This is a genomic window from Streptomyces sp. NPDC033174 (assembly GCF_055577795.1).
In genome coordinates this window covers 197,101-219,383 of the sequence record NZ_JBVIPQ010000001.1, presented here as the reverse complement: position 1 = coordinate 219,383, position 22,283 = coordinate 197,101, and the positions used below count along the sequence as shown (strand labels likewise).

The 22,283-nt window shown below is 70.8% G+C and carries 17 protein-coding genes and 1 tRNA gene; 5 read left to right on the top strand and 13 right to left on the bottom strand.

The genetic code is table 11. The annotated features are described in order from the left end of the window. Positions 1-52: 52 nt before the first annotated feature. A tRNA-Leu gene (locus ACZ5VC_RS01050) sits at positions 53-127 on the bottom strand. A 99-nt stretch (positions 128-226) separates the two neighbouring features. Between ACZ5VC_RS01050 and ACZ5VC_RS01045 the strand changes: the two genes are divergently transcribed. Further along, positions 227-880, top strand: coding sequence for an ANTAR domain-containing response regulator (locus tag ACZ5VC_RS01045; RefSeq protein ID WP_469118028.1), 654 nt, complete (start codon positions 227-229; stop codon positions 878-880). Between the two features lie 77 nt (positions 881-957). On the opposite strand, the gene ACZ5VC_RS01040 is transcribed toward ACZ5VC_RS01045, so the two are convergent. The 9 genes from ACZ5VC_RS01040 to ACZ5VC_RS01000 form a co-directional block, all read right to left on the bottom strand. Beyond that, entirely contained in the window at positions 958-1,674 is a 717-nt protein-coding gene (locus ACZ5VC_RS01040; RefSeq protein WP_469118027.1) for an ABC transporter ATP-binding protein, read from the bottom strand. Further along, positions 1,671-2,720, bottom strand: a complete 1,050-nt coding sequence (locus ACZ5VC_RS01035; protein ID WP_469118894.1) for an ABC transporter ATP-binding protein — start codon at positions 2,718-2,720, stop codon at positions 1,671-1,673. The genes ACZ5VC_RS01040 and ACZ5VC_RS01035 overlap by 4 nt, the downstream gene beginning before the upstream one ends. Before the next feature lie 5 nt (positions 2,721-2,725). Continuing rightward, positions 2,726-4,462 (bottom strand): branched-chain amino acid ABC transporter permease, encoded by a 1,737-nt coding sequence (locus ACZ5VC_RS01030; RefSeq protein ID WP_469118893.1) that lies wholly within the window; start codon positions 4,460-4,462, stop codon positions 2,726-2,728. Between the two features lie 5 nt (positions 4,463-4,467). Then, positions 4,468-5,400, bottom strand: coding sequence for a branched-chain amino acid ABC transporter permease (locus ACZ5VC_RS01025; RefSeq protein WP_469118026.1), 933 nt, complete (start codon positions 5,398-5,400; stop codon positions 4,468-4,470). 100 nt (positions 5,401-5,500) lie between these two features. Then, positions 5,501-6,733 carry a branched-chain amino acid ABC transporter substrate-binding protein gene (locus ACZ5VC_RS01020; protein ID WP_469118025.1) on the bottom strand — a complete coding sequence of 411 codons (1,233 nt, stop codon included), beginning with the start codon at positions 6,731-6,733 and terminating at the stop codon, positions 5,501-5,503. A gap of 292 nt (positions 6,734-7,025) precedes the next feature. Further along, positions 7,026-7,583 carry a hypothetical protein gene (locus tag ACZ5VC_RS01015; RefSeq protein WP_469118024.1) on the bottom strand — a complete coding sequence of 186 codons (558 nt, stop codon included), beginning with the start codon at positions 7,581-7,583 and terminating at the stop codon, positions 7,026-7,028. 47 nt (positions 7,584-7,630) lie between these two features. Next, positions 7,631-8,515 carry a trypsin-like serine protease gene (locus ACZ5VC_RS01010; protein WP_469118023.1) on the bottom strand — a complete coding sequence of 295 codons (885 nt, stop codon included), beginning with the start codon at positions 8,513-8,515 and terminating at the stop codon, positions 7,631-7,633. A gap of 197 nt (positions 8,516-8,712) precedes the next feature. Continuing rightward, a complete protein-coding gene (locus ACZ5VC_RS01005) occupies positions 8,713-9,204 on the bottom strand; it encodes a PaaI family thioesterase (RefSeq protein ID WP_469118022.1) in 492 nt (163 codons plus the stop codon). A gap of 57 nt (positions 9,205-9,261) precedes the next feature. After that, positions 9,262-11,541, bottom strand: a complete 2,280-nt coding sequence (locus ACZ5VC_RS01000) for an FdhF/YdeP family oxidoreductase (RefSeq protein WP_469118021.1) — start codon at positions 11,539-11,541, stop codon at positions 9,262-9,264. 178 nt (positions 11,542-11,719) lie between these two features. On the opposite strand from ACZ5VC_RS01000, the gene polA reads away from it, so the two are divergent. Then, the gene (gene polA, locus ACZ5VC_RS00995; RefSeq protein ID WP_469118892.1) at positions 11,720-14,374 is read left to right on the top strand and encodes a DNA polymerase I; all 2,655 of its coding nucleotides are present in this window, start codon (positions 11,720-11,722) and stop codon (positions 14,372-14,374) included. Positions 14,375-14,423: 49 nt separating this feature from the next. Here polA and ACZ5VC_RS00990 read toward each other — a convergent pair whose 3' ends face one another. Further along, entirely contained in the window at positions 14,424-15,296 is an 873-nt protein-coding gene (locus tag ACZ5VC_RS00990; RefSeq protein ID WP_469118020.1) for a DUF4184 family protein, read from the bottom strand. Between the two features lie 248 nt (positions 15,297-15,544). On the opposite strand from ACZ5VC_RS00990, the gene ACZ5VC_RS00985 reads away from it, so the two are divergent. The 3 genes from ACZ5VC_RS00985 (at position 15,545) to pgfA (ending at position 18,521) form a co-directional block, all read left to right on the top strand. Beyond that, positions 15,545-17,230, top strand: coding sequence for a lytic transglycosylase domain-containing protein (locus tag ACZ5VC_RS00985; protein WP_469118019.1), 1,686 nt, complete (start codon positions 15,545-15,547; stop codon positions 17,228-17,230). A gap of 149 nt (positions 17,231-17,379) precedes the next feature. Continuing rightward, positions 17,380-17,517: an SPW_0924 family protein gene (locus ACZ5VC_RS00980; RefSeq protein WP_469118018.1), complete on the top strand. Its 138-nt coding sequence runs from the start codon at positions 17,380-17,382 to the stop codon at positions 17,515-17,517. Positions 17,518-17,531: 14 nt separating this feature from the next. Further along, complete coding sequence (gene pgfA, locus ACZ5VC_RS00975) at positions 17,532-18,521, top strand: cell envelope lipid trafficking protein PgfA (protein ID WP_469118017.1); 990 nt, start codon at positions 17,532-17,534, stop codon at positions 18,519-18,521. Here pgfA and hrpB read toward each other — a convergent pair. Then, entirely contained in the window at positions 18,511-21,009 is a 2,499-nt protein-coding gene (gene hrpB, locus ACZ5VC_RS00970) for an ATP-dependent helicase HrpB (protein ID WP_469118016.1), read from the bottom strand. The genes pgfA and hrpB overlap by 11 nt on opposite strands. A 280-nt stretch (positions 21,010-21,289) precedes the next feature. Next, positions 21,290-22,093 carry a class I SAM-dependent methyltransferase gene (locus tag ACZ5VC_RS00965; RefSeq protein ID WP_469118015.1) on the bottom strand — a complete coding sequence of 268 codons (804 nt, stop codon included), beginning with the start codon at positions 22,091-22,093 and terminating at the stop codon, positions 21,290-21,292. Positions 22,094-22,283: the final 190 nt, after the last annotated feature.

Sequence of the window (22,283 nt, the reverse complement as noted above, 5' to 3'; positions counted from 1 at the left end):
GGACGGGCGACCGTGGGGCACGCATCGCGTGACCATGGAATCGAAGTAAAAGTGCCCCAGGTGGGATTCGAACCCACACTGTCCGCTGTTTGAGAGCGGCCTCTCTGACCAGTTGGAGTACTGGGGCCTACGAAAGAAAGGGCCAAGGGAACCCTGTGCGGAACTACCTTACAGGAGGTGGGTAGGCTCATGGGGAGCTGTATCTGCCGTGGAACGAGGAGCCCCCGTGACCGCCCCCGAGTCGCCCCAGCCCGCCGCCGACGACGACCAGTCGCACGTCCCGCCGCTGACGACCCGTGTCGTCATCGCCGAGGACGAGGCCCTCATCCGCCTCGACCTCAAAGAGATGCTCGAGGAAGAGGGCTACTCGGTCGTCGGCGAGGCCGGTGACGGTGCGCGGGCTGTCGAGCTCGCCCGGGAGCACCGGCCCGACCTGGTCATCCTCGATGTGAAGATGCCCGTCCTCGACGGGATCTCCGCCGCCGAGAAGATCGCCGGTGAGTCCATCGCCCCGGTGCTGATGCTCACCGCCTTCTCGCAGCGCGACCTCGTCGAGCGTGCCCGGGACGCCGGAGCCATGGCGTACCTGGTGAAGCCCTTCAGCAAGAGCGATGTCGTACCGGCCATCGAGATGGCCGTGTCGCGGTTCGCGGAGCTGAAGGCGCTGGAGCAGGAGGTCGCCGACCTCTCCCAGCGGCTGGAGACCCGCAAGCTCGTCGACCGGGCCAAGAGCATTCTGCAGACGCAGTACGGACTGAGCGAGCCGGCCGCGTTCCGCTGGATCCAGAAGACGTCGATGGACCGGCGCATGTCGATGCAGCAGGTCGCCGAGGCGGTCATCGAGGACGCCGAGGAGAAGAAGGCCGCGAAGGGCCAGTAGCCGCCCCCGCCGGCGCCCGTACGTGAGAAGGCCCGCCCCACTACGTTGTGGGGCGGGCCTCCTCGTACAGGGGCTGCTCAGTCCTCGCCGAGATATGTCTTGCGGACCTCGTCGTTGTGCAGCAGTTCCTGGCCGGGACCGGACAGCTTGATCGTGCCGACCTCCAGGACGTACGCCTGGTCGGCGAGCGAGAGCGCCGCCTGGGCGTTCTGCTCGACCAGCAGGATCGTGGTGCCGTCCGCCTTGAGCGCCGCGATGGTCTCCATGATCTTCTGCATCATGATCGGGGAGAGGCCCATCGAGGGCTCGTCCAGCATCAGCAGCTTGGGCTGGGACATCAGCGCCCTGCCCATGGCGAGCATCTGCTGCTCGCCGCCGGAGAGGGTGCCGGCGGCCTGCTTGCGGCGCTCTCCCAGGATCGGGAAGAGGTCGTAGGCGCGCTGGATGTCCCGCTCGATGCCGTCCTTGTCACTCCGCAGAAACGCTCCGAGCTGGAGGTTCTCGGCGATGGTCAGGCGGGGGAAGATGTGCCGGCCTTCGGGGGAGTGGGCCATGCCGAGGGCGACGATCTTGTGTGCGGGGATGCCGTTGAGGGGCTTCCCGTCGAACATGATCGTGCCGCCGGAGGGCTTGAGGAGTCCCGAAAGGGTGCGCAGGGTGGTCGTCTTGCCGGCGCCGTTGGTGCCGATGAGGGTGACGACCTGGCCGGCCTCGACGCTGAAGGAGATGCCCTTGACGGCCTCGATCTTGCCGTAGGCGACCCTGAGGTCCTTGACCTCGAGGAGTGCGGTCACTTGGAGTCTCCTTCTGTGGTGCTGGGCGCCTCGGCGGCGGTCTCGCCGTCGCCCTCGCCCTCGTCGTCGCCGTCGGAGTCGGCGTCCGGAGCCTCGGCCTCGGCGTCGGCGTCCGGAGCCTCGGCCTCGGCGTCGGCGTCCGGAGCGTCGCTCCCGGCCTCGGGTGCGTCGGCCGCGGGGGTGGCTTGCGCCTCCGCCTGTGCCTCCGCCGCCTCGACCTCGGCGACCTCCTCCCCGCCCGGAGCGCCCTCGAAGGGCGTACCGAGATAGGCGGCGACGACGCGCTCGTCGCCCTGGACGACCTCGGACGTGCCCTCGACGAGCTTCTCGCCCTGGACGAGCACGGCGACGCGGTCGCACAGGTTGAAGATGAAGCGCATGTCGTGCTCGATGACGAGGACGGCGATGCCCTGGTCCCGGATGGCGAAGATGAGCTCTTCGGTGGTCCGGGTCTCGTTCTGGTTCATGCCCGCGGTGGGCTCGTCGAGCAGGAGCAGGCCGGGGTCGCTGGCGAGCGCCCGGGCGATCTCCAGCTTGCGCTGCTCGCCGTAGGGGAGGTTGCGCGCGAGGTGGTCGGCCTTGTGCTGCAGGCCGATGAACTCGAGCAGTTCCATGGCGCGTGCGTGCGACGCGGCTTCGGCCTTCTTGAAGCCGGGGCCGCGCAGCAGCGCCGACCAGAGGCCTTCCTTGGTCCGGGTGTGACGCCCGACGAGGACGTTCTCGAGGACCGTCATGTTGGCGAAGAGCCGGATGTTCTGGAAGGTGCGGGCGACGCCGGCCTTGGTGACCAGGTGCGGCTTGGGCGGCAGGACCGTGCCCTTGTAGCTGACCTTGCCCTCGGTGGGGACGTACAGCCCGGTGAGGCAGTTGAAGAAGGTCGTCTTGCCGGCGCCGTTGGGGCCGATGAGTCCGACGATCTCGCCTTCGCGGACGGTCAGGTCGACACCCTTGACGGCGGTGAGTCCGCCGAACCGCATGGTGACGCCGCTGGCCTCGAGCACGGTGGCGGCGGTGGCCTTCGCGGTGGTGGTGGTCGTGGTGGTCATGATGGTCACGCCCCCGCCTTCGTGGTGCCGGCCGTGGCTGCGGTGCCCAGGCCTTCGGTGGGTACGTCGAGTTGGCCGGTCTCGTGGAACTCGAGTTTGGCCCGACGGTTGGCGATGAGGCCCTCGGGACGGAAGCGCATCAGCAGGATCAGCGCGATTCCGAAGCCGAGCAGCTGGTATTCCTGCAGGAACTGGAGCTTGGCCGGGATGAGGTAGAGCACGGACGCACCGAGCAGCGGGCCGGTGATGGTGCCCATGCCGCCGAGGATGACGGCGGCGAGGAGGAAGGCGGAGTTCGGGGGCACGGGGCCGGCGAACTGGTACATCTCCGGGACGACGGTGCTCTGTACGTGTGCCTGCACGGTCCCGGCGAGACCGGCGAGGGTGGCGCCGAGGGCGAAGGCGATCAGCTTGACGCGGAAGCCGTTGATGCCCATGGCGGTGGCGGCGGTCTCGTCCTCGCGGATGGCGACCCAGGCACGGCCGATGCGGGAGTTCTGCGACCGGCTGAACACGACGACGACCAGGATCATCGCCAGCAGCATCAGCAGGTAGTAGTTGGCGTAGGAGCCCAGTTCGATGCCGAGGACGGTGTGGGGCTGGCCGAAGTCGAAGCCGAACAGGTTGAGGTCCGGCACGTTCGGGACGCCGTTGGGTCCGTTGGTGATGTCCGGGCCGTTGTCGCCGTCGAGGTTGTTGACGGTGATGCGGAAGATCTCACCGAAGCCGAGGGTCACGATGGCGAGGTAGTCGCCACGCAGCCGCAGGGTCGGGGCGCCGATGATGACGCCGAAGATCAGGGAGACCAGGGCACCGAGGAGGACGGACGCCCAGAAGGGGAACTGGACGTCGAACGCGGAGGCGGTCGATCCGGAGACGAGGGCGGCCGTGTAGGCGCCGACGCCGAGGAAGGCGACGTACCCGAGGTCGAGCAGTCCGGCCAGGCCGACGACGACGTTCAGGCCGAGAGCGACGGTCGCGAAGATGAGGATGTTGACCGCGACCAGGGTGTACTGGTCGGTGCTCTGGGTGAAGGGGAACGCGGCGGCGGCGACGAACCCGGCGATGACCGCGATGCTGCGGTACTTCTCCGTGAAGGCCGAGAGCCGCGCGATGAGACCGGCCTTGAAGAGCGCCGCGACGGCGAACCCGGTGGTGATCAGGTAGCCGATGAAGAGCTCGGCGTACTCGGTGTCGATGCCGTAGGTGACGACGAACATGCCGACACCGAAGGACGCGACGATGATCAGGATCTCGGCCCAGGAGGGGAGTTCCCTGGCCGCGGGGGCCTTGCGGGAGTCGTCGGGGAGCTGGAACGCGGCCAGCGGGATCAGTACCGCGACGAAGGCGACGAAGCCGCCGGGCTCCAGGTGGGCGAGGCCGCCGAGCTCCCACGCGATGGCGAGGACGGTGTACCACGTGGTGCCGAGGGCGCCGAGGGCGAGCAGGCGCAGGGCCTTGGTGCTGCCGGTCGGTGCGAGCCAGCCGAGGCCCTTGATCCCGGCGCCGGCCAGGGCGAAGAGCACGAGCAGGGCGCCGGCGACGAGGGTGAGGACCTGGAGGCCGCCCGGGTAGCCGGTGACGGTGAGGTCGCCGGGGAACTCGTCGGTGTACGTCCAGGCCAGGAAGGTGCTGGCGAGGGTGGCGACGCCGCCGAGGGCGACGATCCAGTGGTACAGGCTCGCGACGGCGGAGGGGGTGGCCGCGGCGGGTCCGGGGGTCTTGGTGAGGTCTGTTGTCATCGTGCTCACGCCCTGTCCGCGACGCGCTCGCCGAGTAGGCCTTGTGGCCTGAACAGCAGCACGAGGATGAGGAGGGAGAAGACCCAGATGTCCTTCCAGGCGCCGCCGCCGAACTGCTCCATGCCCGGGATGTCCTGGACGTAGGCGATCGAGAGGGTCTCGGCGATGCCGAGGACGACTCCGCCGACCATGGCGCCGTAGATGTTGCCGATGCCGCCGAGGACAGCCGCGGTGAACGCCTTGAGTCCGAGCAGGAAGCCCATCTCGAAGCGGATCTGGCCCTTGTCGAGGCCTTCGGCGACCGCGGCGACTGCGGCGAAGGCCGCGCCGATGGCGAAGGCCATCACGATGATGCGGTCGGTGTTGATGCCCATGAGCTTGGCCGTGTCCGGGTCCTGGGCGGTGGCCTGCATGGCACGGCCGCTGCGGCTCTTGGAGACGAAGAAGCCGAGGGCGAGCATGCAGACCGGGGCGGCGACGAGCACGAACGCGTCGGCGCGGGAGACCGACAGACCGTCGAGGATCTGGAAGGAATCGCCCTTGAACTCGGGGAAGCTGACCGGGCTCTTGGCTCCGGGGTAGAAGCCCCAGACGAGCTGCTGGAGCACGATCGAGAGGCCGATTGCGGTGATGAGCGGGGCCAGGCGTGGCGCGCCCCGGAGCGGGCGGTAGGCGAAGCGTTCCGCGGCTGTGGCGACGGCGACGGAGACGACCGCGCCGCCTATCAGCATCACGGGTATCGCCAGCACGAGGGGCGTGCCGTCGGGCAGGATCGTGTACGCCGAGAGGGCGCCGAAGCCACCGATCATGAAGATCTCGCCATGGGCGAAGTTGATGAGCTGGACGATGCCGTAGACCATCGTGTAACCGATGGCGATGAGGCCGTAAAGGGCCCCGAGGGCAAGGCCGTCGGCCAGCTGTTGCGGCAGTTCGTTCACCGCAGGGCCTCCGATGAGCGTGTCGGATATGACACCGCGCGAGGGCGCTGTTTGCGCCCTCGCGCGGCTTGGTTCAGATGGTGCGGGGCGGTGCGGTGGATCAGTCTTCGAACGTGGCGGACTTGACGTCGGCCCACGCGCCGGCCTTGACCTGGTACACGGTGAGCTGCTTGTTGGTGGTGTCACCGAACTCGTCGAAGGAGACCTTGCCGGTCACGCCGTCGAAGGAGACCTTCGCCATGGCAGCGGTGACCTTCTCGCGGGCGTCCTCGGGGAGCTTGCCGCCGTTCTCGTTCACGACCGCCTTGACGGCCTGGATGATCGCCCATCCGGCGTCGTAGGAGTAGCCGCCGTAGGCCGCGTAGGGGTCCTTGTAGCCGCCGGCCTTGTAGTCGGCGATGAACTTCTTCGCGGTCGGGAGCTTCTCGACGGGGTAGCCGACCGAGGTCGCGAGGTCACCGTCGTTGGCCTCGCCGGAGGCCTTGATGAACTGCGGGTCGTAGATGCCGTCGCCACCCATGGTGGGGATCTTCGCTCCGGCCTTCTTGACCTGGTCGGAGAGGAGGCCGCCCTCGGGGTACTGGCCACCGAAGTAGACCGAGTCCGCCCCGGAGCTCTTGATCTTGTTGGCCGTGCCGGAGAAGTCGGTCTCCTTCACGGTGACGCTGTCCGTGCCGACGACGGTGCCGCCGAGGCGCTTGAACTCGTCGGAGAAGATCGCGGCGAGGCCGGCGCCGTAGGTCTGCTTGTCGTTGACGACGTAGACCTTGGTCTTCTTGGCGTCCTTGTACAGGTACTGCGCGGCGAACTTGCCCTGGACGACGTCCGTGGTGGCGGTACGGAAGTACGTCTTGAACGGACGCTTCTTCTCGCCCTTGCCCCAGTTGTCGCCCTGGCTCAGCGACGGGTTCGTGTTGGCCGGGGAGACCTGGGTCAGGTTGGCCTTGTCGAAGACGCCCTGCATGGACTGGGAGACGCCGGAGTTCAGCGGGCCGACGACGCCGAGGACGTCCTTGTTGCCGACGAGCTTGGTGGCGTTCTGCTGACCGGAGGCCGGCACGGCCTGGTCGTCGAGGGCCTCGAGCTTGAAGGTGACGCCCGGGACCTCGTTGTTCTTGTTGGCGGTCTGTACCGCCAGGTCCACGGAGTTCTTGATGCCCTGACCGAGTGCCGACAGCGAACCGGTGAGCGGGGCGTCGACGCCGATGACGACGGTGGTGCCCTTCTTGCCGCTCTCGCTGCCGCCCTTGTCGTCGCGCGAACCGCAGGCGGTGAGAGTGAGTGCTCCCGTGGTGATCACGGTGGTGAGTATGAGCAAGGAACGGTGTCGCACGATGAATCCTTTCCCTGGCGCGGCCCCCTCGAGCTGAGGTGTGCCGTGTAGCTGAGGTGCCGTTTCGATCGCCGGGCCGTACTGGGGGTCGTACAGGGCCGTGCAGCAGACGCGCCCGGCGGCGCGGTGACTGGCGGTGACTCTAAGCGCAGGTGGGGGGCTCGGGGAGCGGCGAGGTCAGGATGTGACTGTCTTGTTATGCCGACGGGGAGAGACGGTGCGCAAGGGGTGTGCAAAACAGGACATAAACACCACAAACCCGGTGTCCGCATGATGAGAATGCCCAGTTCCGCTAAGGGGCTTGAGCGGATCTTGGTGCTGACTGGCCGTTCTGTGACCTCTCCGGATACCGGACAAGGCGGATATCGCTGGTGTACACGTCGGCCCCGGGCCTCTCGTGCCTCTCTCCGGGGTGGACGTTACGGAGCGTGACGGAAGGGCCGGGTGTTCCGAGGCCGGCCGCGCGCGGCGGCCGCCAGTTCTCCGAGCTGCCGGTGGCCCCGTTCGCCGCCTCGCAGCGACGCCGGCCGAGCCGGTCGGCCAGCTCCTCCGCCGCCTCGCGCCCGCGCACCCGCTCCACGGCGCGCGCCTCGGCGAGGACGTCGTCGTGGATGACCAGCTGCTCGTTGGACAGGCCCTTCTGTTCCCAGTCCAGCCCCGCCCACTTGCTGCCCCTGAGCGCCTCTTTCACCCAGTACGAGACGAGGCCGGCGCAGACGTCCGCCGGTGTCGTCGCGGCGGGGCGCTCGGCGGGCCGGCCGGCCGAACAGCCGCCGGCCCCCGCGAGAACGAGGCCGGCCAGGACCGCACGGACGGCGATCCTGGCCGGATAGCGTGCCGGATGCCCCATGGGGACACGCTAAGCGGTCACCCCACGTGACACAACTGCCGTCAAAATCAAGGCAGTTCTATGAACGGGTCGAGGAAGGCGCGGGCGCCCGGAGTGTCCAGCCGATACGTGACATTGGTGGCATAGCAGGGAGTGTCACCCGTGATCGTGGTGGCGACCAGGGTGAGCCTGCCGCCCAGTGTGGCGAAGTTCGGCCCGCCCGAATCGCCGTAGCAGGCACCGCCGTTGCCCTGAGGCGCGGTCATGGACAGCCGTATCCACGCGTCATTGAGCGAGTTGAAGGTGACCGGCGCCTTCATCCGCACCCCGCCGCCGGGATGGGTGTGCCCGCCGGGGCCGCGCCGGGCCTCCTGGGTGCCGTATCCGGCGACGAGGAACGAGGTGTCGTTCAGGGCCTGCGGTCCGAGCGCCGAGAGGGCCCCGGCGCGGGGGAGCGCGGCCGGGGTGAAGGACCAGCGTGCCTTCATCGCGGCGGCCGGCACCTCGACCACGGAGATGTCGTGGGTGTCCGAGGCGGGGCCGGGATAGGACGGGTGACTGTGAGCGGAGCCCTGGACGGCGACGGCCCGCGCGACGGCGTCGGGGTCGCCCGGGTGCTCGGCCGCCGCCTTGTCGAGTCCTGCCTGGACGTCCTGGTCCAGCGAGACGAAGAACGTCACATTCGCCGGCCAGTCGGTCGTGCAGTGCGCGGCCGTCAGGAACGTATCCGCGCCGATCATGGTGCCGGAACAGACCCAATCGACCCGGTCGGGCGTCGCGGGGTCGTCGTCGTTGTCCCAGGTGGCGACCAGCGCGCCGACCTCGGTGCGTTCGGGCGCGGGCGTCGCGTGGTACGAGTTGATCGCCGAGGAGGGAATCGCGGTGGCGAGAACGGCGGCGCAGGCCGCGGCGGTTACCGCGGTCGCTACGGCAGTGGCACGTACGGCGGTCAAGGAAGAACCCCCTGGTGTGTGGTGGGCGGGCTTCTCCTGTGGGGGACCGCCAGTGAAACCGCACGGTCCGCCCCGCGACAAGAGGGCGTGCGGGTGCGGATGTCGAGCACCGGGGCGTGAGGGGCTCCTGGGGCGTGCGCGCGCACCTGGCCGGCGGGCGGCGACGTCACGCCGCCGCCGCGCCCGTGAGGGCCGGGTCAGGCCTTCGCGCCCGGGACGTTCTCGGCGTCCTTCGCGCCGACGTCACGCAGCAGACAGGTCAGACGGGCCGTGCAGACCCGCTTGTCCTGCTCGTCGGTGATCACGATCTCGTACGTCGCGGTCGAGCGGCCGCGATGGACCGGCGTGGCGACACCCGTCACCAGGCCGCTGCGGACACCGCGGTGGTGCGTGCAGTTCAGATCGACGCCCACGGCGATCTTGGACACGCCCCCGTGCAGCATCGAGCCGATCGAGCCGAGCGTCTCGGCGAGCACGGCGGAGGCGCCGCCGTGCAGCAGTCCGTACGGCTGGGTGTTGCCCTCCACGGGCATGGTGCCGACGACCTTCTCGGCCGAGGCCTCCACGATCTGCACGCCCATCCGGTGGCCGAGGTGCCCCGCGGAGAACAGCGCGGGCAGGTCGACGCCCAGGGAGGCGTACTCGTCGATGACCTCTTGCGGGAACTTCACAGCGGTCTGCTCGCCCATGGGCCCGGCTCCGTTCGTCTTCGTACGTCGTCAGTCGTCAGCTGCCTGAGCAAACGCTTAGGCGGTCGGTGATTGTTCCAGACGCACGACCACGGACTTGCTGGCGGGGGTGTTGCTGATGTCCGCGGTCGAGTCCAGGGGCACCAGCACATTGGTCTCCGGGTAGTACGCGGCGGCGCAGCCGCGGGCCGTCGGGTAGTGCACGACCCGGAAGCCGGGCGCGCGCCGCTCTCTGCCGTCCTTCCACTCGCTGACCAGATCGGTGTACGCGCCGTCCGCCAGACCCAGTGCGCGGGCGTCCTCAGGGTTGACCAGGACGACCCGGCGGCCGCCCTTGATGCCCCGGTACCGGTCGTCGAGACCGTAGATCGTGGTGTTGTACTGGTCGTGCGAGCGCAGCGTCTGGAGCAGCAGCCGGCCCTCGGGCAGCGCCGGGTACTCGACCGGCGCGGCGGTGAAATTGGCCTTGCCGGTGGCCGTGGGGAAGCGGCGCTCGTCGCGCGGGGCGTGCGGCAGCGCGAAGCCCCCCGGACGCGCGATCCGGGTGTTGAAGTCCTCGAAGCCCGGAACGACCCGCGCGATCCGGTCCCGGATCGTGGCGTAGTCCTTCTCGAACTCCTCCCACGGAGTGGCCGAGTCCGCCCCTAGGACGGCGCGCGCCATCCGCGCCACGATGGCCGGCTCGGAGAGCAGATGCGGGCTCGCCGGCGGCAGGTTGCCGCGCGAGGCGTGCACCAGCCCCATCGAGTCCTCGACCGTCACGAACTGCTTTCCGCTCTTCTGTACGTCCTTGTCCGTGCGGCCCAGCGTCGGCAGGATCAGCGCGCGCGTGCCGGTGACCGCGTGCGACCGGTTGAGCTTGGTCGACACATGGACGGTGAGCCGGGCGCGGCGCATAGCCGCCTCGGTCACCTCGGTGTCGGGCGTCGCGCCGACGAAGTTGCCGCCCATCGCGAAGAACACCTTCGCCTCGCCGTCGCGCAGCGCCTGGATGGAACGGACCACGTCGAAGCCGTGATGGCGCGGCGAGGTGATCCCGAATTCCTTGTCCAGCGCGTTGAGGAACTCGGCCGCGGGCCGCTCGAAGATCCCCATCGTGCGGTCGCCCTGCACATTGGAGTGCCCGCGCACCGGGCAGACGCCCGCGCCGGGACGCCCGATGTCGCCGCGCAGCAGGAGGAGGTTGACCACCTCACGGATGGTCGGCACGGAGTGCTTGTGCTGGGTCAGGCCCATCGCCCAGCAGACGATCGTCCGCTTCGAGGCGAGGATCATGCTCAGTGCCCGCTCGATCCCGTCGCGGTCGAGCCCGGTGGCCGCCAGCGTCTCGTCCCAGTCGGCGGCCCGGGCCGCCTCGGCGAACTCCTCGTAACCATGGGTGTGTTCGCGGACGAACTCCTCCTCCACCGCGCCCGGTGTGTCGAGGATCAGCTTGTTGAGCAGCCGGAACAGGGCCTGGTCGCCGCCGATGCGGATCTGGAGGAACAGATCGGTGAGCGAGGCGCCCTTGAACAGCCCCTGAGGGGTCTGCGGATTCTTGAACTTCTCCAGGCCCGCCTCGGGCAGCGGATTCACCGAGATGATCTTCGCGCCGGCGGCCTTGGCCTTCTCCAGGGCGGAGAGCATCCGGGGGTGGTTCGTGCCCGGATTCTGGCCGGCCACGATGATCAGGTCGGCCTGGTGCAGATCCTCCAGGGAGACACTGCCCTTGCCGATGCCGATGGTCTCCTTGAGCGCCGAACCGGACGACTCGTGGCACATGTTGGAACAGTCCGGCAGGTTGTTCGTGCCGAACTCGCGGGCGAAGAGCTGAAGGAGGAACGCGGCCTCGTTGCTCGTGCGTCCCGAGGTGTAGAAGAGCGCCTCATCGGGGGAGGCCAGGGCCGTCAGCTCCTCCGCGATGATCGAGAACGCCCGCTCCCAGGTGACCGCCTCGTACCGCTCGGCACCCTCGGGCAGATACATCGGCTGCGTGATGCGGCCCTGCTGACCGAGCCAGTACCCACTGCGGGCCGCCAGGTCCGCCACCGGGTGCTCTGCGAAGAAGTCGGGCGTGACCCGGCGCAGTGTCGCCTCCTCGGCGACCGCCTTCGCGCCGTTCTCACAGAACTCCGCCACATGCCGCTTGTCGCCCTCGGGCCAGGCGCAGCCGGGGCAGTCGAACCCGTCCTTCTGGTTGACCTTCAGCAGCGTCCGCGCCGTGCGACGCACTCCCATCTGCTGCTGCGCGATCCGGAGCGTATGAGCGACGGCGGGCAAGCCCGCGGCGGCATGCTGGGGCGCCTCGACCTGCGGAGCGTCCTGGACCGGGTCACCTGCGGGCGGCTTGCTGGCCATCGCGCTCTCCCTTGAGCGTTCGTCCTGTGCGGTACGCCCCCGATCCTTTCACGGGCCACCGACAGCGGCCGTCCCCCGGCGGCCGGGGGCGGGAATGTCAGTGGTCCGTGGCAGGATCGTGTCCGTGGCTGAGACAGCATCGAAGAAGACCGAGACCCCCCGTCCGCGCCTGCTCCTCATGGACGGGCACTCCCTGGCGTACCGGGCGTTCTTCGCGCTGCCCGCGGAGAACTTCACGACCGCGAGCGGCCAGACGACGAACGCCATCTACGGCTTCGCCTCGATGCTGGCGAACACGCTGCGCGACGAAGCGCCCACGCATTTCGCCGTCGCCTTCGACGTGTCCCGAAAGACATGGCGCTCCCAGGACTTCCCCGAGTACAAGGCGAACCGTTCGAAGACCCCGGACGAGTTCAAGGGGCAGGTCGAGCTGATCGGCGAGCTGCTGGACACCATGAACGCCGAGCGGTTCGCGGTGGACGGCTTCGAGGCCGACGACGTCATCGCCACCCTCGCCACACAGGCCGAGGCCGCCGGGTTCGAGGTACTGATCGTCACCGGCGACCGCGACTCCTTCCAGCTGGTCTCCGACCATGTGACCGTGCTCTATCCCACCAAGGGCGTCTCCGAGCTGACCCGCTTCACCCCGGAGAAGGTCGAGGAGAAGTACGGCCTGACCCCGCAGCAGTACCCGGACTTCGCCGCCCTGCGCGGCGACCCGTCCGACAACCTGCCCGGCATCCCCGGTGTCGGTGAGAAGACCGCCACGAAGTGGATCAATCAGTTCGGCTCGTTCGCCGAGCTGGTCGAGCGCGCCGACGAGATCAAGGGCAAGGTCGGGCAGGCGCTGCGCGACCACCTGGAGTCGGTCAAGCTCAACCGCCACCTCACCGAGCTGGTCCGTGACGTGGAGCTGCCCAAGGGCGTGACCGACCTGGAGCGCGCGCCCTACGACCGGACGGCGCTCAAGGGGTTCCTGGAGGTCCTGGAGATCCGCAACCCGAGCCTTCGCGAGCGGCTGCTCGCCGTGGACCCGGGCGCGGAGGAGGAAGCGGCCCCCGTTCCCGAGGCCGGTGTCGAGCTGGACGGCAGTGTGCTGGGCGCCGGAGAGCTGGCGGCCTGGCTGGAGCAGCACGGCGGGCAGCCGCTCGGCATGGCCACCGTCGGCGCCTGGGCCCTGGGCGTCGGGAACGTCAGCGAGATCGCGCTCGCGGCCGCCGACGGCAAGGCGGCCTGGTTCGACACGACCCGGCTGGACGAGGCCGACGAGCGGGCGTTCGCCGCCTGGGCCGCCGACCCGTCCCGGCCGAAGGTCGTGCACAGCGCCAAGGACGCGCTGCGGGTCTTCCCCGAGCACGGCTGGCACCTCGACGGCATCACCATGGACACCGCGCTCGCCGCGTACCTGGTCAAGCCCGGCCGCCGCTCCTTCGCGCTGGACGCCCTGTCCGTCGAGTACCTCCACCGGGAGCTCGCCCCGGCCGCAGCCGACGGACAGCTCGCCTTCGGCGCGGACGACACAGCCGAGGCCGAGGCGCTGATGGCGCAGGCCCGGGCCGTCCTCGACCTCGGCGACGCCTTCGGACAGAAGCTGGCGGAGGTCGGTGCGGTCGACCTGCTCCACGAGGTGGAACTGCCCACGTCCGTGCTGCTCGCCCGGATGGAGCGGCACGGCATCGCCGCCGACCGCGCCCATCTCGAAGCCATGGAGCAGCAGTTCGCCGGCGCCGTGCAGCAGGCGGTCAAGGAGGCGCACGCCTCGGTGGGCCACGAGTTCAACCTCGGCTCGCCCAAGCAGCTCCAGGAAGTCCTCTTCGGGGAGCTCAACCTCCCCAAGACGAAGAAGACGAAGACCGGGTACACGACGGACGCCGACGCGCTGGCGTGGCTGGCCGGGCAGACCGAGCACGAGCTGCCGGTGATCATGCTGCGCCACCGTGAGCAGGCCCGGCTGCGCTCCACGGTCGAGGGCCTCATCAAGACCATCGCGGCCGACGGCAGGATCCACACCACCTTCAGCCAGACCGTCGCGGCGACGGGGCGTCTGTCGTCCACCGACCCGAACCTGCAGAACGTGCCGGTCCGCACCGACGAGGGCCGCGCGATCCGCCACGGCTTCGTCGTCGGCGAGGGGTACGAATCCCTCATGACCGCCGACTACAGCCAGATCGAACTGCGCGTGATGGCACACCTCTCGGAGGACGAGGGCCTGATCGAGGCGTTCACCTCCGGCGAGGACCTGCACACCACCGTCGCCTCCCAGGTGTTCGGCGTGGAGCGCTCCGCCGTCGACGCGGAGATGCGCCGCAAGATCAAGGCCATGTCGTACGGCCTGGCCTACGGCCTCTCCGCCTTCGGCCTCTCCCAGCAGCTCAACATCGACGCCGGCGAGGCGCGCGTCCTGATGGACACGTACTTCGAGCGCTTCGGCGGGGTCCGTGACTATCTGCGCCGGGTCGTGGACGAGGCCCGCGCGACCGGATACACCGAGACGATGCTCGGCCGTCGCCGCTATCTGCCCGACCTGAACAGCGACAACCGCCAGCGCCGCGAGGCCGCGGAGCGGATGGCGCTCAACGCGCCGATCCAGGGCACGGCCGCGGACATCGTGAAGGTCGCGATGCTGGGCGTCGACCGGGCGCTGAGGGAGGCGGGCCTCAACTCCCGGATGCTGCTCCAGGTCCACGACGAAATCGTGCTGGAGCTGGTGCCGGGGGAGCGGGAGCGCGTCGAGAAGATCGTCCGTCACGAGATGGCGACGGCGGTCCAACTGCGGGCTCCGCTGGACGTCTCGGTGGGCGTGGGCCCGGACTGGGAGTCCGCGGCGCACTAGACCTCGGGCGGGAGGGGCCGGGGCCTGCGACCCCGGCCTCTCCCGTCCGTCATCCGCCCTGGCGGTCGGGAGTCCGCAGGGGCGTGGGCGAGGTGGCGCCCAGGGGCGCCGGCTCCGCGAGGGCCCGCGACGTGCGCAGCCACCGCGCTGCCGCTCCGTACAGCACCAGCCCCACCGCCAGGCCCGCGCCCGCGCCGAAGCAGGCCGTCGGGATGATGTCGAGGGGCGTCTCGATGCGGCCCCAGTAGGCGTACCAGCGCACACAGCGGTGGACCACGCCGGCCAGCACGCACGCCGCCAGCAGTCCGGCGGCCAGGACGCGGTCGCGGTGGCTCAGTCGGGGCAGGCCCGGCACCACGGTGTCCGGCGAGCGGCGCAGGCCGGTCGTCGTGAACCAGGTCAGGGCGATCAGGGCCAGCGCCGAGCCTCCGTACTGGGCGTACAGGTAGACGGGGAAACCGGCGACGATCTCGCTCAGGAAGGGGATCGCCCGGGTCCCCCACCGGTCGAGATGGGTGAAGGCGTCCCACACCACATGGGTGGCCGCGCCCAGTACCGCCGACGCGTAGAAGAGGAGCGCGAGGGCGAGCGGCGGCCGGCCGCGCCAGGGCCGACCGCGGAGGAAGGCGAACACCCGCCCCTGCCACCGCGCGGGCAGCAGCGCGAGCAGCGGCTCACGCACCATCAGCCACAGCCCCACGAGCGCGAGGGCGATCAGCGGATCGACGGTGAGGACGCCCAGGGGCGCGTGGGTGACGTCGCCGAAGAACATCGCCTCCGGCACGGCGGTCGCCGCGAAGTACGTCATGTCGGGCGCGAACGACCCCATCACGAGCGCGGAGGCGAGCAGCGGACCGCGTGCGGTGCCGTCCCTCCGTATGCCCGGCAGTACCGCCGCGGCATGGCTGAGCGTGAACGGCATGAATGCGCCCCCATGGTGTGGTGTGAACCATCTCGTCCCCGTGCGGCCGTCATTGACCCCCTCTGGGAGCACACCGGCCGGCGACGCCCAGTATGCGCGATGCGCCTGGTCCGGATTCCGGGCGGGGAGTGGTGACGAAAGAGTGAAAAGCGGTCAGGGCGCGGTGTGCCGGAGTGCCGAGTTGACGTAGGGTCGCCTGAGTCCGCGCTGGGGAGCGCGGCAGCCGTCGACGGGGAGGGACCAGACGCATGGCACCGCACATCGGCCGCCGGCTGCGCAAGCGAGCAACCACCACAGCCATAGCCGCGGCGGCGGTGGCCGCGCTGACCGCCTCCCAGGGCCCGGGCGTCAACCCGCCGGCCACCGAGGCCTCGGCGGGCGGCGACCAGCCCTCGTCCGGCACGACCCCCGCACCGGACGGTTCGGCCACCGGCGACTCCCCGTACTACACGGACCTGCCGCCCCTGAACACGCCCAACAAGCCCGACGCGCCCGGCACTTCCATAGACCTCCCGGTCGTCACCGGCCCCGCGGAGGCGGGCATACCCGCGACCGTGCTCGCCGCGTACAAGCAGGCCGAGCAGACGCTGAAGGCCGACGACCCGGGCTGCAACCTCCCCTGGCAGCTCCTCGCGGGCATCGGCAAGGTCGAGTCGGGACAGGCGCGCGGCGGCCGGGTGGACGCCAACGGCACGACTCTCTCCCCGATCCTCGGACCGGTCCTCAACGGTGTCGGCTTCGCCAACATCTCGGACACCGACAAGGGCCAGTACGACGGCGACGCGACGCACGACCGGGCCGTCGGCCCGATGCAGTTCATCCCCTCGACCTGGGCGACCTGGGGCCGCGACGCCAACGGCGACGGCCGCAAGGACCCCAACAACGTCTACGACGCCGCCCAGGCCGCGGGTCTCTACCTCTGCGCCAACAACCGCGATCTGGCCGTGAAGGCCGATCTGGACAAGGCGATCCTCAGCTACAACCGCTCGACCGAGTACCTGCGCACGGTGCTGTCCTGGTTCGAGTACTACAAGCGCGGCACGCACCAGGTCCCGGACGGCGCCGGCCAGGTGCCCGGCGGCCGCAGCGACGACCCCGTCACGCTCCCGGACCCGACGCCGAGGCCCACGACGCCGGCCACGCCGAAGCCGACCGCCCCGGCCACGCCCAAGCCCACCACGCCGCCGAAGCCGACGACTCCGCCGAAGCCCACCACGCCCCCGAAGCCCACCACGCCGCCTCCGGCGCCCGTGGCGGTCACGATCAAGGACGGCGGGACGGGCGCGCTGACCGCGACCGCCGGCGGCTCGTTCGCCGAGCGCGCCATGGTGGTCGCGCTCGACTCCCGGGGCAAGCCGGTCGCCAAGGCGCCGGTGCGGTTCGAGATCGTCACGGACACCGACGCCCGCTTCGACGGCGGCCTCAAGACGGTCACCGTCAGCACCGGCGCCGACGGCAGGGCCACCGCCCCCGCGCTGCGGGCGGGCGAGAAGACCGGCGAGTTCACCGTCCGCGCCACCCTCGGCGGCCGTACGGTCTCCGCGGTCGACTTCACCGCGACGGTCACCGCCCGCCAGGCCGACACCCTGGTCAGGACGGGTGACAAGGAGCTGATCGCCGCGCCCGGCACGGAGTTCGCCGAGCAGGTCCAGGTGAAGGCCACGAACAAGGGCGTCCTCGCCCCCGGAGTCGCCCTCACCGCCACGATGATCACCACGACCGAGGACCCGAAGGACGCGAAGCCCAACGACAAGGGCCCGTACTTCGAGGACGCCGACGGCAAGCCGATCCGTACCCTCGCGGACCTCAAGACCGACGAGAACGGTGTGCTGACCCTCCCGAAGATCTTCGCGGACGACACCACCGGCACCTTCCTGCTGCGTCTCGAAGCGGCCGGCGGCGCGACGCTGACCCTCGAACTCAAGGTCGCCTGACGCCCCTCGCCTCCCACCGCCCCTCCGCCCTCCGAGGCGGAGGGGCGGTGGCATGTGTTCTGAGTGCAACGTGTTCTCATCTCGCGGCCGCGTTGCTACGGTGCCCCCGCCCTGACGCCGTATCAGATCCAAGCACCGGGAGGCCGACCTTGCGCGCCGTCGTAGCCGCCGCCATCGGCCTCGCCCTCGCCCTCGCGCTCGTCCTCGGCATCTCGGCGGCCGGGGCGCCCCCCGGCGAGACCTCCCCCGAGCCCCTGCTCACCACCGTCCCCGGCCCCAAGAAGTAGGAGGGTCGACCGACATGCGCCGCACCGCGAGCCTGGTACTCCTCGCCCTCGCCGTCTTCTTCGCGGCGCTGGCGCCCCTGCTGCGCTGGTACGCCTTTCCCCGGCTGGCCAAGATCCCGCCCAGCCAGTACCAGGAGATGGTCCTGGAGGCGAAGCCCGCGACGCTGCTCGACTACTCGACCCTCAAGGCCAAGGAGGTCGAGAAGATCACCATCGTGCAGACCCTCAAGGGCAACGTCGAGGAGTCGGCGAGGATCGAGCGCGACGCCGGCCGCGACGTCGTCGTCTGGGACGCGCTCTCCTACGTCGTCGGACCGGACGGGAAGATGGTCTCCCGGATCCCCGAGCGCTACATCTTCGACGCCCACAGCCAGGCCCCCGTGCACGCCACCGGAGAGATGGTCGACGGTGACCGGGTGCGGCGCGAGGGCATCGAGTTCAAGTGGCCCTTCCTGACGGAGAAGCGGGACTACGAGTACTTCGACGCCCAGACCCGTACCGCCGCGCCCATCCACTACAAGGGAACGCGGACCTTCCGGGGGTTGGAGGTCTACTACTTCGAGCAGACCATCCCCTGGACCAAGGTCCCCATGCCCAAGAAGATGCCGGTCGAGGGTGTCACGCCCGAGATCGTCGCCAAGACCGGCATGACCCGCTGGTACACCACCAAGCGGATGTTCTGGGTCGAACCGGCCACCGGAGCGCCCGTCAACGGCGAGGAGATCCACCGGGAGGAGATGCGTAACGCGAAGGCGATGCTCGGCCAGGACACCGTCACCGCGTTCGCCGGCCATGTGAAGATCCGCGAGGACTACCTCGACGACACCGTCGAGCTGGTCAAGGCCAACCGCCTCATGGTCCTGATGCTGGTCTCGTACCTGCCCTGGAGCTTCGTCGCGCTTGCCGCCGGCCTCCTTGCCCTCTCCCTCTGGCTCGAGGCCCGCGGCCGCCACCGTCCCGACGATCCCGCCACGGAGCCCCTGCCCGAGCAGGTCAGCGCCTGAGCCGCGCGCTCGTGTGCCGGGTCGCCTCGGCCGTCGCGGGGTCCTCCGGCCACGGATGCTTCGGGTAGCGGCCGCGCAACTCGGCCCGCACGGAGCGGTAGCCGTCCCTCCAGAACGACGCAAGGTCGGCGGTGACGGCGGCCGGGCGGCCCGCGGGGGAGAGGAGATGGACGAGTACGGGAACCCCCGCGACGCGCGGCGTCTCGGCGAGGCCGAACATCTCCTGGAGCTTCACCGCCAGGACCGGCTGCTCGCCGTCGTACTCCACCCGGATCCGCGACCCGCTCGGTACCTCGATCCGCTCCGGCGCCAGCTCGTCCAGCCGGGCCGCCTCGCCCGTCGCCCAGGGCAGCAGCCGCCGCAGGGCCTCCCCGGCGTCGATCCGCCCCAGATCCGCCCGGCGCCGGGCCCGGGACAGCTCCGGCTCCAGCCAATCACCGGCCCGCTCCACCAGCGACTCCGCGTCCATTTCCGGCCACGGCCCGCCCACCGCCCGGTGGAGGAAGGCGAGCCGGTCCCGCAGGGCCCGCGCATCCCGCGTCCAGCGCAGCAGGTCCAGCCCCTCACGCCGCAGCCCGTCGAGCAGAGCAGCCCGTACGAGCGCCGGGTCGGGTTCCTTGAGCGGCTGCACGGCCAACTCCACCGCGCCCAGGCGCTCCACGCGCCGCGCGACCACGTCCCCGCCCTCCCAGTGGACCTCCTCGCCCGCCGACCGCAGACGCGCGGCGGCCTCCCGCGCGGTCTCCTCTTCGACGAGCGCGGCCAGCCGGACCCGGGCGGAGGCGGCGTGCGCGGGCCGGTCCGCGACCGCGACGGCCAGCCACGGCGCGCTGCGCAGGCGCGACCCCTCCCCGAGCTCCGCCCCCGTCCCGGACACCATCAGAAACGCCCCTTCACCCCGAGCCCGCGCGACCCGCTCGGGGAACGCGAGCGCGACGACCAGCCCGGCGGCCACGTCGTCGGTCGGCCCGGACCCCTCCGACGGCCCCGCCGCGCGCATGTCGGTCCCGACCGACGACGCGAGCCGCCTCGCCTCCAGGCGCCAGCGGGCGCCGTACGCGTCGCCGCCGCGCCGGGCCGAGCGCCACGCCTGCGCCAGATCGTCGCCGTACTCGCGGGGCGGCTCCTCGCTCAGCAGGGCGACCACCTCCGCCGCCCGTCGCACACCCACCACCGGCGCGCCGTCCAGCAGGGCACGCGCCAGCCGCGGATGCAGTCCGAGCCCGGCCATGCGCGCGCCGCGGTCCGTCGCCCGCCCCGTCGCGTCGACCGCCCCGATCGCGGACAGAACGGAACGGGCCGCCGCCATCGCCCCGGCCGGCGGTGCGTCGAGCAGCGCCAGCCCCGACGCGCCCGGGTCACCCCACACGGCCGCCTGCAGCGCGAACGCCGTCAGATCCGCGACCTTGATCTCCGGTGACGGGAACCGTGCGAGACGCCCGTCCTCCGCCTCCGTCCAACAGCGGTAGACGGCGCCCGGCGCCTCGCGCCCGGCCCGCCCCGCCCGCTGCCGGGCCGCCGCCCGCGAGGCCCGCAGCGTCGTCAGCGCGCTCAGGCCCCGCGCGTGGTCGACCCGTGGCTCACGCGCCAGACCGGAGTCCACCACCACCCGCACCCCCGGAACGGTCAGCGACGACTCGGCCACCGAGGTCGCCAGCACCACCCGGCGGCGGTCGCCCGGAGCCAGTACGGCGTCCTGCACCGAGGCCGGCGCCCGGCCGTGCACCTGAAGCACCTCGGCGTCCACCGGCCCGAGCGCGCCCGCCACCCGCGCGATCTCCCCGACCCCCGGCAGAAAACAGAGCACATCACCGGTGCGTTCGGCGAGCGCCCGCCGCACCACCGACGCCACATGCGTAAGCATCGCCGGATCCACCCGCATCCCGTGCGGCGGCCGCACCGGCGCGGAGGGCGGCGCCCACACCACCTCCACGGGATGCGCGACACCCTCCGCCTCCACCACGGGCGCGTCGCCCAGCAGCCGGGCCCAGCCCTGCGCGTCCGTCGTCGCCGAGGCCGCCACCAGCCTCAGCTCGGGCCGCAGGTTCTCCCTTACGTCCAGCAGGAACGCCGCGACCGTGTCCGCGTCCAGATGACGCTCATGGCACTCGTCGAGGATCACCACATCGACCCCGGCCAGCTCCGGGTCGCGCTGCAGCCGCTGGAGCAGCACCCCCGTCGTGACCACCTCGACGACCGTCTCCCGCGACACGACACGCTCGCCGCGCACGGTGAAACCCACCCGGCCGCCGGTCTTCTCACCCAGCAGCCACGCCATGCGCCGCGCCGCCGCCCGCGCCGCGATCCGGCGCGGCTCGGCCACCACGACCCTGGCCCCGCCCGCGGCGAGCACCAGTGGCACGAGTGTCGTCTTGCCCGTACCGGGCGGCGCGCACAGCACGGCGGCCCCGTGCTCCGCCAGCGCCCGCTCCAGGGCGGGCAGCGCGGTACGTACGGGAAGCCGGTCCATCTCAGCGGTACGGATCACCCACTCAGTGTCGTACGCCCGCGCCCGGCCACGGTCCCGGCCCCGGGTCCAGGGCCTGATCCAAAAGATCGGCCCTAGGTCGTCCGTAAAGTCTCGCCTGGCCCGCGACGCCCCGCACGCACTCCTCCGTAGTCCTTCGGGCACGGGAGGTGCCTCCACGCTGCGTTGCCCAAAGGCCCAAGTGGCTCCGCTACGAGGGCATCCCGGCGCCTTGCGATCGCCCGCACCGGACGCCGCAGGCCCCGCCCTCCGCGCGGACGGCGATACTTTCGGACACTCCCTAGTCCCGTTCGCACACGAAGATCGCCGTCCCCGGTATCAGATTGCCCCGCAGCGGCGACCACCCGCCCCACTCCTGACTGTTCCAGGCCGGCCACTCCGGCTCGACCAGGTCGATCAGCCGGAACCCGCCCGCCACCACATCACGGACCCGGTCCCCGATCGTGCGGTGGTGCTCCACATATACGGCCCGCCCCTGCTCGTCCTGCTCCACATAAGGAGTGCGGTCGAAGTAGGAGGCGGCCACACTCAGGCCCTCGGGGCCCGGCTCGTCCGGGAAAGCCCAGCGGATCGGATGGGTCACCGAGAACACCCAGCGCCCACCGGGCCGCAGCACCCTTCTGACCTCGCGGAACACCTGCACCGGATCGGCGACGAAGGGGACGGCGCCGTACGCCGAGCACGCCAGGTCGAAGGAACCGTCGGCGAAGGGGAGCGCCCCCGCGTCCGCCTCCACCAGCGGAACCCCGCCGCCGATCCGCAGCGCGTGCTGGAGCTGGCGGTGGGAGAGGTCGAGCGCGACCGGAAGGGCGCCCTGCGCGGCGAGCCAGCGCGAACACTGCGCCGCCCCCGCGCCGATCTCCAGCACGTGCATGCCCGTGAGCCCGGCGGCCGGCCCGAGCAGTCGGGCCTCCGCCTCGTCGAGTCCCTCGGGACCCCAGACGAACCGGTCGTCACCGAGGAACGGACCGTGCTCGCTCTGGTACTCGTCGGCGTTGCGGTCCCACCAGCCCCTGCTGGCCCGGCTGCTCTCCGCACCGCCGGCGTCACGCCGGGTCGCTTCCGGTTCGTACTCTTGGTTCATCTGCCCCGCCGTTGTAGTTTGCGCACAGCGTCATCGCGCCGCGGCCGCACCGGCCGCGCGGTAGCGACGCGCGGCTGCGCCGCGTGGATTTGTGTGCCGGGTATGTGAGGTTCGCCCCGGGTGTGCGCCTTCGCGCATTGACCCTGTCCGGCCGTCCCCGTATGCTAAAGGTTGCGCTGCGGGCCTGCGC

Excerpts from the sequence above, each read along its gene's own strand:
- ACZ5VC_RS01030 (WP_469118893.1), bottom strand. The coding sequence starts at position 4,462 with ATGACAACAGACCTCACCAAGACCCCCGGACCCGCCGCGGCCACCCCC.
- ACZ5VC_RS01000 (WP_469118021.1), bottom strand. The coding sequence starts at position 11,541 with ATGGCCAGCAAGCCGCCCGCAGGTGACCCGGTCCAGGACGCTCCGCAG.
- ACZ5VC_RS00965 (WP_469118015.1), bottom strand. The coding sequence starts at position 22,093 with ATGAACCAAGAGTACGAACCGGAAGCGACCCGGCGTGACGCCGGCGGT.
- ACZ5VC_RS00990 (WP_469118020.1), bottom strand. The coding sequence starts at position 15,296 with ATGCCGTTCACGCTCAGCCATGCCGCGGCGGTACTGCCGGGCATACGG.
- polA (WP_469118892.1), top strand. The coding sequence starts at position 11,720 with ATGGACGGGCACTCCCTGGCGTACCGGGCGTTCTTCGCGCTGCCCGCG.
- ACZ5VC_RS01035 (WP_469118894.1), bottom strand. The coding sequence starts at position 2,720 with ATGACCACCACGACCACCACCACCGCGAAGGCCACCGCCGCCACCGTG.
- pgfA (WP_469118017.1), top strand. The coding sequence starts at position 17,532 with ATGCGCCGCACCGCGAGCCTGGTACTCCTCGCCCTCGCCGTCTTCTTC.
- ACZ5VC_RS00985 (WP_469118019.1), top strand. The coding sequence starts at position 15,545 with ATGGCACCGCACATCGGCCGCCGGCTGCGCAAGCGAGCAACCACCACA.
- ACZ5VC_RS01005 (WP_469118022.1), bottom strand. The coding sequence starts at position 9,204 with ATGGGCGAGCAGACCGCTGTGAAGTTCCCGCAAGAGGTCATCGACGAG.
- ACZ5VC_RS01015 (WP_469118024.1), bottom strand. The coding sequence starts at position 7,583 with ATGGGGCATCCGGCACGCTATCCGGCCAGGATCGCCGTCCGTGCGGTC.